At 55.9% G+C, this 15,615-nt stretch carries 14 protein-coding genes; 4 read left to right on the top strand and 10 right to left on the bottom strand.

The window, feature by feature from the left end:
- Positions 1-4 precede the first annotated feature (4 nt).
- Both B3X29_RS05070 and mcbA read right to left on the bottom strand, forming a co-directional pair.
- Complete coding sequence (locus tag B3X29_RS05070; RefSeq protein ID WP_290511850.1) at positions 5-2,290, bottom strand: catecholate siderophore receptor Fiu; 2,286 nt, start codon at positions 2,288-2,290, stop codon at positions 5-7.
- A gap of 272 nt (positions 2,291-2,562) precedes the next feature.
- Entirely contained in the window at positions 2,563-2,823 is a 261-nt protein-coding gene (gene mcbA / locus B3X29_RS05065; protein ID WP_156654138.1) for a DUF1471 family periplasmic protein McbA, read from the bottom strand.
- A gap of 241 nt (positions 2,824-3,064) precedes the next feature.
- Here mcbA and rlmF point away from each other — a divergent pair, with 241 nt between their 5' ends.
- Positions 3,065-3,979, top strand: coding sequence for a 23S rRNA (adenine(1618)-N(6))-methyltransferase RlmF (gene rlmF / locus B3X29_RS05060; protein ID WP_159339256.1), 915 nt, complete (start codon positions 3,065-3,067; stop codon positions 3,977-3,979).
- Positions 3,980-4,013: 34 nt separating this feature from the next.
- On the opposite strand, the gene ybiO is transcribed toward rlmF, so the two are convergent.
- The 6 genes from ybiO to rhtA form a co-directional block, all read right to left on the bottom strand.
- Positions 4,014-6,227, bottom strand: coding sequence for a mechanosensitive channel protein (gene ybiO / locus B3X29_RS05055; RefSeq protein WP_156654140.1), 2,214 nt, complete (start codon positions 6,225-6,227; stop codon positions 4,014-4,016).
- Between the two features lie 135 nt (positions 6,228-6,362).
- Entirely contained in the window at positions 6,363-7,085 is a 723-nt protein-coding gene (gene glnQ / locus B3X29_RS05050; RefSeq protein ID WP_103178792.1) for a glutamine ABC transporter ATP-binding protein GlnQ, read from the bottom strand.
- Entirely contained in the window at positions 7,082-7,741 is a 660-nt protein-coding gene (gene glnP, locus B3X29_RS05045) for a glutamine ABC transporter permease GlnP (protein ID WP_039029408.1), read from the bottom strand. Before glnP ends, glnQ begins: the two co-directional genes overlap by 4 nt.
- Positions 7,742-7,861: 120 nt before the next feature.
- Positions 7,862-8,608: a glutamine ABC transporter substrate-binding protein GlnH gene (glnH, locus tag B3X29_RS05040; protein ID WP_103178793.1), complete on the bottom strand. Its 747-nt coding sequence runs from the start codon at positions 8,606-8,608 to the stop codon at positions 7,862-7,864.
- A gap of 360 nt (positions 8,609-8,968) precedes the next feature.
- On the bottom strand, positions 8,969-9,472 hold the full coding sequence (dps, locus tag B3X29_RS05035) for a DNA starvation/stationary phase protection protein Dps (RefSeq protein ID WP_103178794.1): 504 nt from the start codon (positions 9,470-9,472) through the stop codon (positions 8,969-8,971).
- A 279-nt stretch (positions 9,473-9,751) separates the two neighbouring features.
- Positions 9,752-10,639, bottom strand: coding sequence for a threonine/homoserine exporter RhtA (gene rhtA, locus B3X29_RS05030; protein WP_156654142.1), 888 nt, complete (start codon positions 10,637-10,639; stop codon positions 9,752-9,754).
- Positions 10,640-10,994: 355 nt separating this feature from the next.
- Here rhtA and ompX point away from each other — a divergent pair, with 355 nt between their 5' ends.
- Entirely contained in the window at positions 10,995-11,513 is a 519-nt protein-coding gene (gene ompX / locus B3X29_RS05025) for an outer membrane protein OmpX (protein ID WP_103178796.1), read from the top strand.
- Between the two features lie 278 nt (positions 11,514-11,791).
- Here ompX and B3X29_RS05020 read toward each other — a convergent pair whose 3' ends face one another.
- Entirely contained in the window at positions 11,792-13,375 is a 1,584-nt protein-coding gene (locus tag B3X29_RS05020; RefSeq protein ID WP_159339254.1) for a phosphoethanolamine transferase, read from the bottom strand.
- Between the two features lie 279 nt (positions 13,376-13,654).
- Positions 13,655-13,780, bottom strand: a complete 126-nt coding sequence (mntS, locus tag B3X29_RS05015; protein ID WP_103178798.1) for a manganase accumulation protein MntS — start codon at positions 13,778-13,780, stop codon at positions 13,655-13,657.
- 183 nt (positions 13,781-13,963) lie between these two features.
- Between mntS and mntR the strand changes: the two genes are divergently transcribed.
- Together mntR and B3X29_RS05005 are read left to right on the top strand one after the other, a co-directional pair.
- Positions 13,964-14,437, top strand: coding sequence for a manganese-binding transcriptional regulator MntR (gene mntR, locus B3X29_RS05010; protein ID WP_103178799.1), 474 nt, complete (start codon positions 13,964-13,966; stop codon positions 14,435-14,437).
- The gene (locus tag B3X29_RS05005) at positions 14,434-15,543 is read left to right on the top strand and encodes an anion transporter (RefSeq protein ID WP_159339253.1); all 1,110 of its coding nucleotides are present in this window, start codon (positions 14,434-14,436) and stop codon (positions 15,541-15,543) included. The genes mntR and B3X29_RS05005 overlap by 4 nt, the downstream gene beginning before the upstream one ends.
- Positions 15,544-15,615 lie beyond the last annotated feature (72 nt).

Below are 15,615 nucleotides of genomic sequence, written 5' to 3'. Positions count from 1 at the left end.
AGGATCAGAAGTGCATGTTCGCCGTTAACATAAAGGTGCGCGGCTCGCCCGGATGGTAACGGTAGCCGCTCTTGTTGATGGAGGCGACATAGTCTTCATCAAACAGGTTGTAGACGTTGAGCTGCATGTCGAGGTTGCGGTTGACGCGATAGCCCAGTTTGGCATCCGCCACCCAGTACCCTTCGGTGAACGACGGCGTACCCACCGCGCCGTCAGCGCCGCGGTGCATGCTGCCGATATAGCGGGCGCCTGCGCCAACGGAGAGATCGTCCGTGGCCTGGTACTGGCTCCACAGGGTGAAGGCATGTTCCGGGGTATAGGGCAGAGATGAGGTGCCATCCTGCGCCACGTCATTGCCGGTGCGCACGCTGGCGCGCTGCTGGGTATAGCCGCCGATCACCTGCCAGGCCGGGGTGATGTTACCGGCTGCCGACAGCTCATAGCCTTCGACGCGTTTTTTACCGTACTGGGAGTAAGTGCCGTCGTCGTTCTGCTCGACTTCGTTTTCGATGTCGGTGCGGAAGACTGCCGCGGTCAGGAGCAGACGCTTATCGAGCACTTGCCATTTGGTACCCAGCTCGCTGGTTTTGGCCTTCTGCGGCTTAAAGTCGGTGCGGTTGGCGCTGCTGCCTGTTCCGCCCTGGGCCAGCGCGAAGTTATTGCCGCCTGGCGGCTGCTGGGAGATGGCGTAGTTCACATAGACGTTGCCGTATTCGTTCAGGTGATAAAGCGCCCCAGCCTTCCAGTTGACCAGGTTACCGGAGGTGGCGGTATCGATCGTCGTGACCGGGGAACCTTTCGGCGTGCCGGCCGGGCAGGCCACAGCTCCACGCCCCGTGCCGCCGCAAATGCTGGCGCTGTCATAGTCGGTATGGTAGGTATCGAGACGAATCCCGCCGTTCAGCTCGAAATCACGGGTGACCTGCAACGTATCGAAGGCGTACAGACCGAAGGTATCGGTCCGGCCATTGGCATTAGCGCCATTGTTATTCAGACCGCCAATATCGACGTTGCTGTTCGGATGATAGATATTGACCGGCGGCGGGGTGATGGCATCCACGCCGTAGTTGGTCTGGGTTTCACGGGTGAACTCCACTCCGGTACTGATATCGTGGCCGACGCTGCCGGTATAGAATTTAGTGGTCAGGTTGGTCTGGTTGGTCAGGATCTTATTGCTGACATCTTTGGTGTTGGCGAGGCGCGACCAGGTCCAGGTGTCCACATTATTACGGTCAGGCTGGGTGATGTTGCTGGCGCCACCCATTACGGCGGTCATCAGATAATCCTGCTTCACCCGCGACCAGCGCGTGGTGTTGCGCAGGGTGGTGTTGTCGTTAAAGTCGTGCTCAAAGCGCATCGTGGCGGTGTCAGACGTAGAATCGTCATAATCGGAATCGGTGCCGTAGAAGTTGCTGGTGTTCACCTTGCCGGAGTGATTCAGCGCCGCGGTGCCCGCCGAGGGGGCAGAGTAGCCCGGCAACCCGATAGTCGGGATCCCGCCATCCGGAGTGTTGTGCTGGGTGACATGCAGGTAGTTCAGGTAGAGGCGGTTTTCCGTTCCCAGCCCCAGGGCGAGGGAAGGGGCCACGCCGTAGCGCTCGTTTTTAACGTTATCGCGCCCTTCATCGTGAGTTTTTTCACCCATCAGGTTCAGACGAAACGCCGAGGTATCGCCCATCACCTGGTTAATATCGAGGGTTCCACGGCGCATATAGGCGCTGCCAATGCTGGCAGAGGCATCAATACCGGAATCCAGACGCGGCTGTTTGCTGATCATATTGATCGAGCCGCTCGGGGCGCTGCGTCCGTAATCGCTGCCGGACGGCCCTTTGATCACTTCCACCTGTTCGGTGTTGAAGGTGTCACGGGTGGTGGTGCTGATGTCGCGAATACCGTCAACGTAGATGCTGTTCGAGGTATCCACGCCGCGCATGTAGACCGCGTCGCCGGTGGTGGAGTTGCCGTTTTCACCGGCGAAAAAGGCGCCAACACCCGGAACGTTTTTCAACGCGTCGGTCAGATTGGTGGTGCCCTGATCCTTCAGCACCTGCTCGGAGATCACCGTCATGGTACGGGTGGTGTCTGCCACCGGGCGACTGAATTTGGCGTCGGCAGATTTCTGCGGGGCATAGAGCGAAGGCTGGGCGGCCTCCACCACCAGGGTATCGTCAGGTTTGTTATCCGTGCTGTCTGCGGCAAGCGCTGTCGCCACCGGGGAAAGGCCGATACACAGACCCGCAAAAAAGGTCAGCGAGTTAAAGCTGTTCGGAACGTTGCGATTTTTATCCATATTGTTTAGCGACTTATAATTTTTAGTATTGAGTTTTCATTACGTTGTCAGGCAGGTCTGCGCCTTATCCTGTGCCACGCTATAACCGTAATGAGCCTACAAATGATAATTATTGTGATAAACATTATCATTTGGCGTCACTTTTTATCACTCTCGTCAACAAAATGAAATACGTAAATTTACATTGCCTGCTAAAAAACTTCACAAAGTGGATTTTGGGCAAAAAATGAACTGCACCCCGGGGGATGCAGTATGCAGTGCAGAGCGGGGGATTACTTGTAAATCGTGGCGGTACCGAACATGGTGTTGTCGCCGCTGGCAGAATTTACCACAAAGCCTTTAGCACCTTGTTCACGCGCTTTCTCAGCCAGTTTGTCCTGCAGATCGTCAAGGTTTCTTGCGCCAGAAGCCTGCACGGTTCCGGCGGGTCTCAGTTGACCGGTATCGCCATTGCTGAGTGATTCGATTGACCATGCAGCAAACGACGCACCTGCCAGTGAAGCGGCAGCGAGCATTACCAGGTATTTTTTCATAATCACTTCCTCTGATTGACAACGGGTGATGCACAGTAAGTGTAGAACGGCTCAGAGCGTGATTTAGGGCAAAAAATTGATGATGATCTGCTTATTTTTTGAACGACATTTTTTGACAATTCCATGACAAATCAGCGACATACAGGTGACTGATTTCTGGTGTTTTATTCTGTGGCGCAGAGAAATATTTACCGTTGCGCCCGCAACGGGTATCTTACGCCGCTGTTTACAGGAGAACGCCATGACATCCCAGAAGCCGGGGTTGCATCCTCGCAACCGCCACCGTAGCCGTTACGACATGAATGCCTTATGCGAGAGCTGTCCGGCGCTGCGCGAATTTATCACCCAGACGCCCACAGGCGAGCCAACGGTGAACTTTGCCGATCCACAGGCGGTGAAGACGCTGAATAAAGCGCTGCTGATGCATTTCTACGGGGTGTCGCAGTGGGATATTCCGGACGGCTATCTCTGCCCACCGGTGCCGGGGCGTGCCGACTACATTCACCATCTCGCCGATCTGCTGGCGGAGGGTAACAACGGCGTCGCTCCCGCAGAGGCAACCCTCCTGGATATTGGCACCGGCTCGAACCTCATTTACCCGCTGATTGGTGTGCATGAATATGGCTGGCGCTTTACCGGCAGTGAAGTGGACCCGCAGGCGTTTGCCAACGCCACGGCCATCATTAACGGTAACCCCGGCATGAGCCGCGCCATCCGTCTGCGTCGTCAGAAAGAGGCCTCGGCAATCTTCACGGGTATTATCCATAAAAACGAACAGTACGATGCCACCCTGTGTAATCCGCCGTTCCATGATTCCGCTGAATCCGCCCGGGCGGGCAGCGAGCGTAAGCGTCGCAACCTCGGCCAGGCGGCCGATGCCGCGCTGAACTTCGGCGGCCAGCAGCAGGAGCTGTGGTGCGAAGGCGGCGAAGTGGCCTTTATCACGAAGATGATTGCCGAAAGCGCCCAGTTTGCCCGTCAGGTGAAGTGGTTTACTACCCTGGTCTCTCGCAGCGAAAACCTGCCGCCGCTCTACCGCGCCCTGACCGACGTCGGCGCGGTGAAAGTGGTGAAAAAAGAAATGGCCCAGGGACAGAAGCAGAGCCGCTTTATCGCCTGGACCTTTATGGACAACGCCAAACGCCGCCAGCGTTAACCGCTTCTCCCCGGTGGCGCTGCGCTTACCGGGGCTACAGGGTGGGCTCCTGCGGTGACGGTGGTGTCGGGCCCGGCGACGGCAGCAGCTGATACATCTGCACCGGCATCCGCACGTTCGCCTGGTCAAAGTGTTTTTTCACCATGCTGTCGAGGGCGAAACGCACCGTCCACTGTTTCAGCGGCTGGGTGGTGAACGACACGCGCAGGGTAAAGGCGGTGCTGGTCAGGCCGACAATCCCGGCAAACGACGGCTCGCCGATAATCAGCCCGCGAATATCCTCCCTCTCCAGCAGCTCATCCACCGCCGCTTTCAGCGCGTCTTTCGCTTTTTCGGCATCTTCATGCCTGTCCACGTCATAGTTCGCCACCACCGACCCGATGCCGCGGACAAAGTTGGCGAAGGTAGTGATCGATGACCACGGAATAATGTGATACGCCCCGGTATCCTGCCGCACCCCCACCGAACGAATCGACATCCGCTCCACCGTGCCGGTCAGCGGCCCGATGGTCACCAGATCCCCGGTATTCATCCCGTTTTCAAACTGAATAAAGATCCCGGTGATGATGTCCTTCACCAGCGTCTGGGAGCCAAAAGAGATCGCCAGCCCCAGCGCCCCGGCACCGGCCAGCAGCGGGGCGATGTTGACGCCAATTTCCGAGAGCACAATCATGATGGTAATGGTGCTGATGACCACCGCCAGCGCGTTGCGGAACAGCGTCAGCAGCGTTCGGGCGCGGGCGCTGGGCAGTGGCCGGCCATGAATATCTGACGCCAGCCGGTTCTCGATCAGGCTCGCCAGGATCGTCCAGCCGATGGCGGAGAAGAAGAGGATCAGCGCGATACGGATCAGAATATCGACCGTCTTTTCCCCTGCGCCGTTGTGCAGCCAGTTCCAGAAGTCGAACAACCCCCAGGCGCTGAGCAGCAGCATAATGGCGACGCAGACTGTCAGGAACCGCGCCACCTTCAGCGACACGGAGATCCAGCCGTTGAGCCGTTTTTGCAGCTCCGGATAGCTGCGCTGCACGTGCGGCGAGAGGGTGATGGTTTTAGCCAGCCAGCGCGAGAGCAGCCCCGACACGAAGGCGGCAATGCCGACGATGGCCAGGCTGCGGAAGGTCGCCCCCATCATAAATTTCAGGCTGTTGCCCGGATCGAAGAGGGAGAAGAAGCAGAGCACAATAAAATAGGCGCTCGCCAGCCAGTGCCACACCAGCGCGAAAGCGCGAATAAACAGGCTGAAGAAGGCCAGCGAACGGTCGGCAAGGTGGAGCAGCCCTTCGGTAATGGCGCGCTTGTTATGAAAGATCAGGTACAGCGCCCAGACGGTAATACAGAGCATGATCAGCACGTTGGCCAGAGCGCCAATCTGCACGTTGACCTGATTGGAGATAATCGGCACCGCTACCAGCAGGCCATAGCCGATAAGGCCGCTCAGAATACTCAGGCGTAGCGACCAGTACTGCGCGGCGCTGTCGTTAATGGCGAAAGGTCGTAGATCGGGCACCCGCGGGCAAAATATCAACCGCAGGATCGCTTTAAAGAATTCAATCAGCGCGAAGGCATTGAGGAACAGCGCCTGCTGGAAGGCAATGGTCGGGTTGCCGGTGTTGAGATACTCACGCAGCATCTGGCCAATAAACAGGGTTAGCGCCAGCAGCAGCAGATCGATAATAAAGGCCGCGGCGATGGTCAGCGGCAGATGAACCCAGCTGCTGGTTTCGCGGTTCTTTTTGCGCCCCCAGCTCCCCATTTTGCGGTACAACGGCCAGGCGCAGAGCCTCACCATCCAGTAAAAGGCAAAGACCAGTCCGGCCAGGATCAGAAACTGCTGCGCGGCGGCGGTGAAGGTTTGCGGGTTAAAGGCCTTATGCGGGGAGCCGATCAGGTTGCGGTAGAGCTGGGCGAAACGGGAGGCGAGGGCATCGCCATAGTGACGGCTGATATCAGTGACGTTCTCCAGCACCGTTTTCTCGTCGGTGATCTCTGGCGGGGTTATTTTAGGCACCGGTGTCTCAGGCGGTGTGGCAGCCACGCTGCGCAGCTGATCGATCAGCTCCTTGCGCGAGGCGTCATTTTCCAGCACATCAGCCAGCGCCGAGTAGGCCGCCTTTTTCTGCTCAACGTCCGGCTCCGGTGGCGGCGTGCTCTGCTCGCTGGCGGTGGCGGCGGGAATGCCCGGCAGGCTGACGGCCTGGGCAGGCAGACAAAACAGGCTTATCAGGAGCAGCAAAATCCACGGCACGATGTCCTCCGGTGACAAAATTGTGCAAAGTGATAAGTATAGAAGGCGCGCGGGGGCGGGGGGTTTTTGGGAGAATTCCGGCAATAAAAAAGCCGGGTGACGGCTACGCCTACCCGGCTTACAAAGGGCAAAAACTTACGCAACGTGCTGCAAAAACTCCTGCAAACGCTGGCTCGGTGGGTTCTCAATCAACGTCTGCGGATTGCCATCTTCGGCAATACGGCCTTTGTCGATAAAGATCAGGCGTGAGGCCACTTTCTCGGCAAAGCCGATTTCGTGGGTCACGATCACCATAGTCATCCCTTCTTCCGCCAGATCCTGCATAACTTTCAGCACTTCGTGGCGCAGTTCCGGGTCGAGGGCCGAGGTTGGCTCATCGAAGAGCATCATCTTCGGTTTCACCGCCAGCGCACGGGCGATGGCCACGCGCTGCTGCTGACCGCCGGAGAGCTCGGACGGGTAGTGATGCCCGCGCTCCGCCAGCCCCACTTTCGCCAGCAGCTCTTTTGCAAGCCGCTCGGCTGCCGCTTTGTCGGCGCCGCGCACGCGCAGGGGGCCAAACATCACGTTTTCCAGCGCCGTCAGGTGCGGGAAGAGATAAAACTGCTGGAACACCATGCCCGCTTCCTGGCGGATCAGGCGCTCGTCCACTTTCGGGTCGTTAACCTTCAGGCCATCGACAATCAGATCGCCGCTGGTGATCTCCTCCAGCTTGTTGATGCAGCGCAGCAGGGTCGATTTGCCGGAGCCGGACGGCCCGATAATGACCACCACTTCGCCGGTCTGAATAGTCAGGTCGATGTTGTGCAGCACCTGGGTCTGACCGAAGTGCTTGGAGACGTTTTTAAATTCAATCACAGGATTTTCATCCTTCTTTCAAGACGACGCAGCACGAAGCTCAGCGCCAGTGTAATAATCAGATAGACCACGGCCACGGCGCTCCAGATCTCCAGCGCACGGAAGTTACCGGCAATGATCTCCTGGCCCTGACGGGTCAGTTCAGCCACGCCGATAACAATGAACAGGGAGGTATCTTTAATGCTGATGATCCACTGGTTACCCAGCGGTGGCAGCATGCGGCGCAGCGCCAGCGGCAGGATCACGTGGCGGATGGTTTCGCGACGGGAGAGACCCAGCGCCAGACCGGCCTCGCTGAAGCCTTTGTGGATCGACAGTACCGCACCGCGGGTGATCTCGGCGATATAGGCGCCCGAGTTGATCATGATGGTGACCACCGCCGCGCTGAACGGGTCAATCCGCAGGTCGGTAAAGGCCATCGGCAGGGCGAAGTAGATAAACATCACCTGCACCACAATCGGCGTCCCGCGGATAACTTCGATGAAAACCAGCGCTACGTGGTTGGCTATCCAGCCGCCGTAGGTGCGGGCAAAACCGGCGACAAGGCCGATAATCAACCCGCCAACCAGACCGAGGACCGAAATCCACAGGGTCATTTTGGCGCCTTCAAGCAAAAGAGGAATGGCGGGCCAGATGGCGCTCCAGTCAAACTGCATGATGAGTTCCTGTATACCGTGGTGAAAACAGACAATTAACCATCAGGGGGATGGTTACAATTGTAGGCCCGGTCAACGCAAGCGTCACCGGGCAGTACAGTTCCTGTTTAACAGGCTGTTTTATTTAGGTTCAGTACCGAACCATTTTTTATAGATTTCGTTGTAGGTGCCGTTCTCGCGCAGGGTTTTCAGCGCGCCATTCACTTTAGTACGCAGCTCGTCGCTGCCTTTCGGGAAGGCGATACCGTATTCCTGTGCTTCCAGGGAATCACCTACCGCTTTGAACTTGCCATTGCCTGCGGTTTTGATGAAGTAAAGGATGTTTGGCGTGTCGTGCAGCACGGCGTCAGCACGGTTGGTGCCGAGTTCCATGTAGGCGTTGTCGATGTTCGGGAACTGGCGCAGATCTTTCGATTTGATATTTGCCTTGGCGTAATCAACAGAACCGGTGCCGCTCTTCACCGCAACCACTTTGCCGTCGAGATCTTTCACGCTTTTAACGTCGTTGTTATCCGCTTTCACCATCACCAGCAGGCCGCTTTTGTAGTAGCCGTCAGAGAAGTCGATCGCTTTTTTACGTGCGTCAGTAATGGTGATACCGGCCAGCGCCAGGTCAACGTTTTTGGTTTGCAGGGCCGGCACGATACCGCTGAAGTCCATTGGCTTCAGGGTGTAGTCCAGCTTCAGTTCTTTGGCGATAGCCGCCCACAGATCCACATCAAAACCAACGTACTGGTCGCCCTGTTTAAATTCGAACGGTACGAAGGCGGTGTCGGTGGCAACAATCAGTTTCTTATCAGCAGCCTGAGAAGAGACCGCAAAAGCCAGGGTAAGTGCAGCCAGTGAAACTTTTAATACAGACTTCATAGCATTTCCTTTTATATCCACGGGGCGATCCCCTGCGAGAACGAACGCTCTATGAAAAAATCGTGCCAACTTTACAACGTGTTGTTTTTGCAAGGCCAGGACGGATTTCATTGCACAAAAAAGGTCACAATGGCGGTCAGTTGCACCATAACGAAGCACTGTTTTGGTGCAGCGAAACGCCATCACTAACGGTTATGCTATTTAGCGCAAATATTGATGAGAAAACAATCTTTCATTAACGATTGTGTGAGGTGATTATTACAAATGCTTTACGTTTGCCGGGGGAGAGGAGAAATGACTGCACCATGAAAGTGCAAAACCCCCGCCGAGGGCGAGGGTGTAATAGCAAAAAGCTATGGATTACTCGATGTTAGATTCGATGAACCACAGGAACTGATCCAGGTCGCGGGAAGCCGCGGTGAGGATATCCGCCGTGTCTTCGTCTTTCACTTCGCCAATCGCTTTACGCACATCGTTAGCGACCACGGCATAACGATCCGCCAGCTCTTTCAGGTGGTCCTGAACGCTGTGGATATCCAGCGGGTAGCTCTTCAGCGGCGTTTTGCTGTTAATCACTTGGGTAGTACCCAGCGCCACACCGCCCAGCTGCACGGCACGTTCGGCCATGGTATCCAGGTGGGTAGTCAGTGCAGTGCGGAAGCCATCCAGCATCTCATGCACAGCAATAAAGTTGGCACCGCGCATATTCCAGTGAGCCTGTTTAGTAATCAGAGACAGGTCAATGAACTGGATCACCTGGCGATTCAGCAGCTCAATCGTCGCTTTCTTATCGCTGTCTGACACATCGTTACGGGTATACAGCAGATTAGGTGCTTTTGTTTTTACCAGTTTAGCGGTAGGCATAATCTCATTTCCTCTTGATGTTGGCGTCCAAAGTTATTTCGAGATTAAGTATAGCACTGGCTATAGATAGCGCGACCGGGTACTGCCTATCGGTTTAATAGTGAAAGGTTGGTTGTTATATGTAACCTATTGAAAATAAAACAATATGGATATATGCGGGTAAATTAATCTTATTTTTTAAGGGCTTTGAGGGAGGGGAGGGAGATATTTCAAAATAATGACGCTAATGCGAATGGGAATATTTTGCCGGGAAGCCGCTCCCCGGCAAAATAACGCCTGCTAGCGGATATCCACCTCTTCGACTTTACTCTCCCGGCGCAGGGTAAGGGTCGAACCCATCGAGGCGGCAATGATTGAGCAGAGCGCCAGAGTCTGGGTGAAGGTCAGGGATTCGCCAAGAAACACCATCCCGGATATTGCCGCCAGCGCCGGTTCCATGCTCATCAGGGTGCCGAAAATACGCGTCGGCAGGCGTGTTAAGGCAATCATCTCCAGTGAGTAGGGGAGCGCGGTGGAGAGCACCGCCACCGCCAGCCCCACCGGCAGGATTGACCACTGCCAGATCGATTCGGTGGCCTGAGCCATCCCCAGCGGAACGAAAACAATGGCGGCGATAAGCGATCCGAGGGCGACCGTGGCCGGGCCGTGCTCTTCTCCTGCGCGCTGTCCGGTCAGAATATAGATGGCCCAGCAGGCACCGGCCCCCAGCGCCAGCGCCGCACCAGTGAGATCAACGTGCGAGACGTCCTGGCCCAGCGGCAGGAGAAACCATAGCCCGAGCACCGCCAGCACCACCCAGATAAAGTCTACCGGACGTCGGGAGGAGAAAAGGGCTACCGCTAGCGGGCCGGTGAACTCCAGCGCCACGGCGATCCCCAGCGGCACCGTCTGAATCGACAGGTAGAAGAGGTAGTTCATCGCCCCCAGAGAAAGCCCGTAAAACAGCAGGGGCAGGCGCTGCTCCTTCTGAAAGCGCAGCCGCCAGGGTTTAAAAATCACAACCAGAATGAGGGTGCCGAGCGCAATACGCAGCGCCGTCACGCCAGGGGCACCCACTAGCGGAAAGAGCGATTTTGCCAGCGACGCGCCGCTCTGAATTGAGAGCATAGCAATAAGGATAACGATGACGGGCAACCAGACCGGCGCCCTGCGAGACAACCCAGGCATCCTTTCTCCTGTCAGTTTGTGTCAAAGGAAGTAAAGAGGAGGAGTGTAAAGGAAATAACGCCGGGCGGTTGAGACTTTGTTGAAAAAAAGTCGTCACAAATCCGTAAAATGGCGTCACACGAGCGGATGATTTCTGTAACAGTTTAGGAATCGTCTGGATGAATGTATTGTGACTGACGCGCAAAATTAGCTGATTGAAACACAAATCTGGTGTTTTTTGAATAAGATAGCTGCTGGTGGAAATGTTTAGTTACATGAAAACCCGCGTTAGACATCATGAATCACAAAGAGTTTCACAAGTTTTTTTGATATATTTAAAACTTACGGATTTACTTGAAGCACATTTGAGGTGGTTATGAAAAAAATTGCATGTCTTTCAGCACTGGCGGCAGTTCTGGCTGTTACCGCAGGTTCCGCAATGGCGGATACTTCTACCGTTACTGGCGGTTACGCTCAGAGCGATATGCAGGGCGTGATGAACAAAACCAACGGTTTCAACCTGAAATATCGCTACGAGCAGGATAACAACCCACTGGGTGTTATCGGTTCCTTCACCTACACCGAGAAAGACCGTTCTGAAGACGGCGCGTACAACAAAGGTCAGTACTACGGCATCACCGCTGGCCCGGCTTACCGTCTGAACGACTGGGCAAGCATCTACGGTGTTGTGGGTGTTGGCTACGGTAAATTCCAGCAGACTGAAAACCAGGGCTTCAACCGTACTGCAAGCAACAGCGACTACGGCTTCTCCTATGGCGCAGGTATGCAGTTCAACCCAGTTGAAAACGTTGCGCTGGACTTCTCCTATGAGCAGAGCCGCATCCGTAACGTTGACGTTGGCACCTGGATCGCGGGCGTAGGTTACCGCTTCTAATCACTTCGGTGAGCCAATATAAAAACCCGCTTCGGCGGGTTTTTTTGTTTTGTCCTTCCCTGTGCGCTGAAGAGCCACCAGGAATATTTCGCGTCTACAGCAATGATCAAATTCTAAAAAAAATCGCTAACTTACAGCGGCTCCCTGGTCCGGCTGAAAATCGCCGAAGCGTTTCCGGAAGGCCGGGGCGAGGCGCATGCTCTCCCTCACCCCAACCCTCTCCCTCAAGGGAGAGGGAGCAGACCATGGTTGCGGACCGATAGGTGGGGGCTAACAACCTACCGGCTTTTCGTCTCAAAGAGATCCGTCCCCAGATGGTTGTAATCCACTTTCTGTAATTTAAAGTTGGTCACATACACCGGCGGCGCTTTGTCGTTTGACAGGAAGCGGTACTTATTCGCGATCTCTTTGGCCGTGATCCCCGTCCACTGCGAGAAGAAGCTCAGGAAATCATTCGCCGAGCGGCGCGTTTTGATGATGCGATGGGCTTTGTCATCGCTCGACAACACCATAAACGGCACCTGGAAGTTCTGCTGATAAGCGTCGTCGTGCGCCAGATACTGCACCTCTTTTCCACGCTCCTTGAACGCCAGCCCGTGATCGGAGAAATAGACCATCGAGAAGCTCTCGCCGGTGTTTTGCAGCTGGGCATAGAGCTTGCTGAGCAGGTCATCGGTCTGGGTCATGGTGTAGAGATAGCACGAGGTCTCTTTCGACTGCACGAACTCGGCATATTTCCCCTGAGTGCGATCGCAGGCCTGCGGGTGGGAGCCCATCAGGTGCAGAACGATCAGCTGCGGCTGGGTGCGATGGCTGCTGAAGACCTGTTCGGTCATCTTCAGTAACGCCTCATCCCGGGTATTTTTATCCGCCTCGAAATCACCGCTTTTCAGGAAATGCACTTCGTCAGCCCGTTTGGCAATGCTGGCGATGGCGGTATCGTATTCCCCGATCTGCCCCTGGTTGGAGAACCACCAGCTCTGGAAGCCCGCGCGGTTGGCGAGGGTCACAAAGTTATCCTGATACTGTGGCTTGTTATCCACTACCCGGTTAAGCGTCAGCCCCAGCGACTTCTGGGTTGAACCGCTGGCGGCAATGTAATCGGTAAACAGGGTGCCGTTGACCTTGCTGGCAAACGGGGTGTTATTCCAGTGGCCGCCAAACGCCCCCAGCGCATCGCGGCGGGCACTTTCACCGATCACCACCATATAGATGTGATACTTCGGTTTTACCCCCAGCACGTTCCAGGTGTCCTTCATCTGTGACAGTTCGGCCATCCGGGCCTGCTCTTCAACCACTTCCTGGTTGTTCACCACCACATCTTTGACGAAGCGAAACACCGGATAGCCGGTATCTTTCAGCTTGAAGACGCCGCCCCAGGCCAGGTTCTGCACCGGGGCGACGAAAAAGGCCACCACGCTGAAGACCAGGCACAGGCTGTCGATTTTGCTCCACGCGTTTCTGGGCTGGGGCTTACGGCGCACGGCAATCACGCCGAGCGCAAAGATAAACAGGGCGACAATATAGCTGTACCACGGGAAGATGGTGAGGATCTCCGTCGACTCTTCCATGTTGGTGGAGTGCATCGCCAGCAGGGTATTAAAGTTTGGCGCGCCGTAGGCCTGACCAAACGGGAAATACATGGCCGCCACCAGCGAGCAGATCCCAACCACCCCTTTCTGCAGTCGCGGCGCGCCGAGCCACAACAGATGCAGGATACAGGTGAAGGCAACGGCATACAGCAGGCTAAATTCGTAGCCCAGAGCAAAGTTAATCAGCAGCGACTGTAAAAAATAGAATCCGGTCCACGGGCTTAAGGCCCGGCTGCGGGTAATGAGCGTCTCTTTCAGGGTTAAATTCATAGGTCACTATCGCGAAAACGCCATGTGCTCACCCTGGCGCCAAGGGTCAAAACCTGCCTGAGAATGCGTAGAAGGGGGATTGAGGTCCGCATCTGCGAGCCGCAAAAAGTGCAGGGCTGCAAGAAGATAGAGCCAGTAAGGTATAACGTCAACAGATATAAAAGGGGTGTTTTGCGAAGAGGGCTGCATTTCCGTAAAAAAGATCGGGGAATAGCCGTCCGCGAGGGAGTATAGCGATGATAAATGACAAAAAAATGAAGCGGCGTACCGCGACGCCGCTTAGTGGGAAGGTTTGTTCTGCTCTGGCTTGCCGTTGATGATGTCGCAAATCATATTCAGCAGCATTAAGCGTACCTTAAAGGGAGAGTGGCTAAACACGCGCATACACCTCTTGAATTCGTTCATGTGACCTCCTGCGGGTTGATCCCTTCGATCCCTGAAGGGTGACTGCATTACATACAGATATAGCACAGGCTATGTTGTATAGCTATGGCTATTACGTTAATTTTTTGTGCTTGTGTAGCGATGGTTTACAATGGCCGCTTATGCATTGATACGCTTGATGTGTCACCGGATTGAGGAAGCACAATGAATCGCCGTGCAGGTAAACCAACAACAAAAAAAATGACGCAACTGGTCAATGTCGAAGAGCATGTCGAAGGCTTTCGCCAGGTTCGCGAAGCGCATCGCCGCGAACTGATTGATGACTATGTCGAGCTGATCTCGGATCTGATCCGCGAAGTAGGGGAGGCCCGTCAGGTGGATATGGCGGCGCGTCTCGGCGTCTCGCAGCCGACGGTGGCAAAAATGCTCAAGCGTCTGGCCACGGTGGGCCTGATCGAAATGATCCCCTGGCGCGGCGTCTTTCTCACTCCGGAAGGGGAAAAGCTGGCGCAGGCGAGCCGCGAGCGCCATCAGATTGTCGAAAACTTCCTGTTGGTGCTGGGCGTAAGCCCTGAGATTGCCCGCCGGGATGCTGAGGGGATGGAACACCACGTTAGCGAAGAGACGTTGCAGCAGTTCCTGGCCTTTACGCTGAAACACGGATCCGCCGCAGAATGACCTTTCCAGGCCTGCGGGCGCTGGCCCGCGATCGCTTCTTTCATCTGTTGCTGGTGGTCGGGATTGGACTCAGTTTTCTGGTGCCCTTCGCACCTGAGCGCTGGCCTGCCGCCATCGACTGGCACACCATTATTACCCTCGCCGGACTGATGATGCTCACCAAAGGGGTCGAGCAGAGCGGCTTTTTTGACGTACTCGGGCGCAAGATGGTGCGCCGTTTCGCTACCGAGCGGCGCCTGGCGCTGTTTATGGTCTTCTCTGCCGCGCTGCTCTCCACCTTCCTGACCAATGATGTGGCGCTGTTTATCGTGGTGCCGCTGACGCTCACGCTGCGCAAGCTGTGCGAAATCCCGGTCAACCGGATGATCATCTTCGAGGCGCTGGCGGTTAACGCCGGGTCGCTGTTGACCCCGATTGGTAATCCGCAAAACATCCTGCTATGGGGGCGCTCCGGGCTGTCGTTCGCCGCCTTTACCTGGCAGATGGCGCCGCTGGCGCTGGTGATGATGCTCACCCTGGCGCTGCTGTGCTGGTTTGCTTTCCCGGCAACGCCGCTGCGCTACCACAGCGGCAGCGCCGTCGCCCAGGCGAAACCGCGGCTGGCGTGGAGTTGTCTGGCGCTCTATCTGGTCTTTCTGGTGGCCCTCGATCTGAAGCAGGAGCCATGGGGAGTGCTGCTGGTAGCGGGGGGCTTCCTGCTGCTGGCGCGTCGGGTGCTGATAAGCGTCGACTGGACGCTACTGCTGGTGTTTATGGCGATGTTTATCGATGTGCACCTGCTGATTCAGGTCCCGGCGTTGCAGGGCGTACTGCAAAATGTCACCCATCTGTCGCAGCCGGGACTGTGGTTGACCGCCATCGGGCTGTCGCAGTTTATCAGCAACGTGCCCTCTACCATTCTGCTGCTGAACTATGTGCCGCCGACGGCGTTGCTGGCCTGGGCGGTAAACGTTGGGGGCTTTGGTCTGCTGCCGGGATCCCTCGCTAACCTCATCGCCCTGCGGATGGCAAACGATCGTCGTATCTGGTGGCGCTTCCATCTCTGGTCGCTGCCGATGCTGGTCTGGGCCGGGTTCGTCGGTTTCGGATTATTCCTTCTCATATAGTGCCCTCTTTGTCAGTTTTTCCTGGCAAATGTATAGCAACGTCCTAACTTTAGTGAGCGGTATAAATGGTGA

It is taken from the genome of Leclercia sp. UBA5076 (genome assembly GCF_002416465.1).
Classification (GTDB): Bacteria; Pseudomonadota; Gammaproteobacteria; order Enterobacterales; family Enterobacteriaceae; genus Enterobacter.
This window is presented reverse-complemented; position numbering and strand designations above follow the sequence as displayed.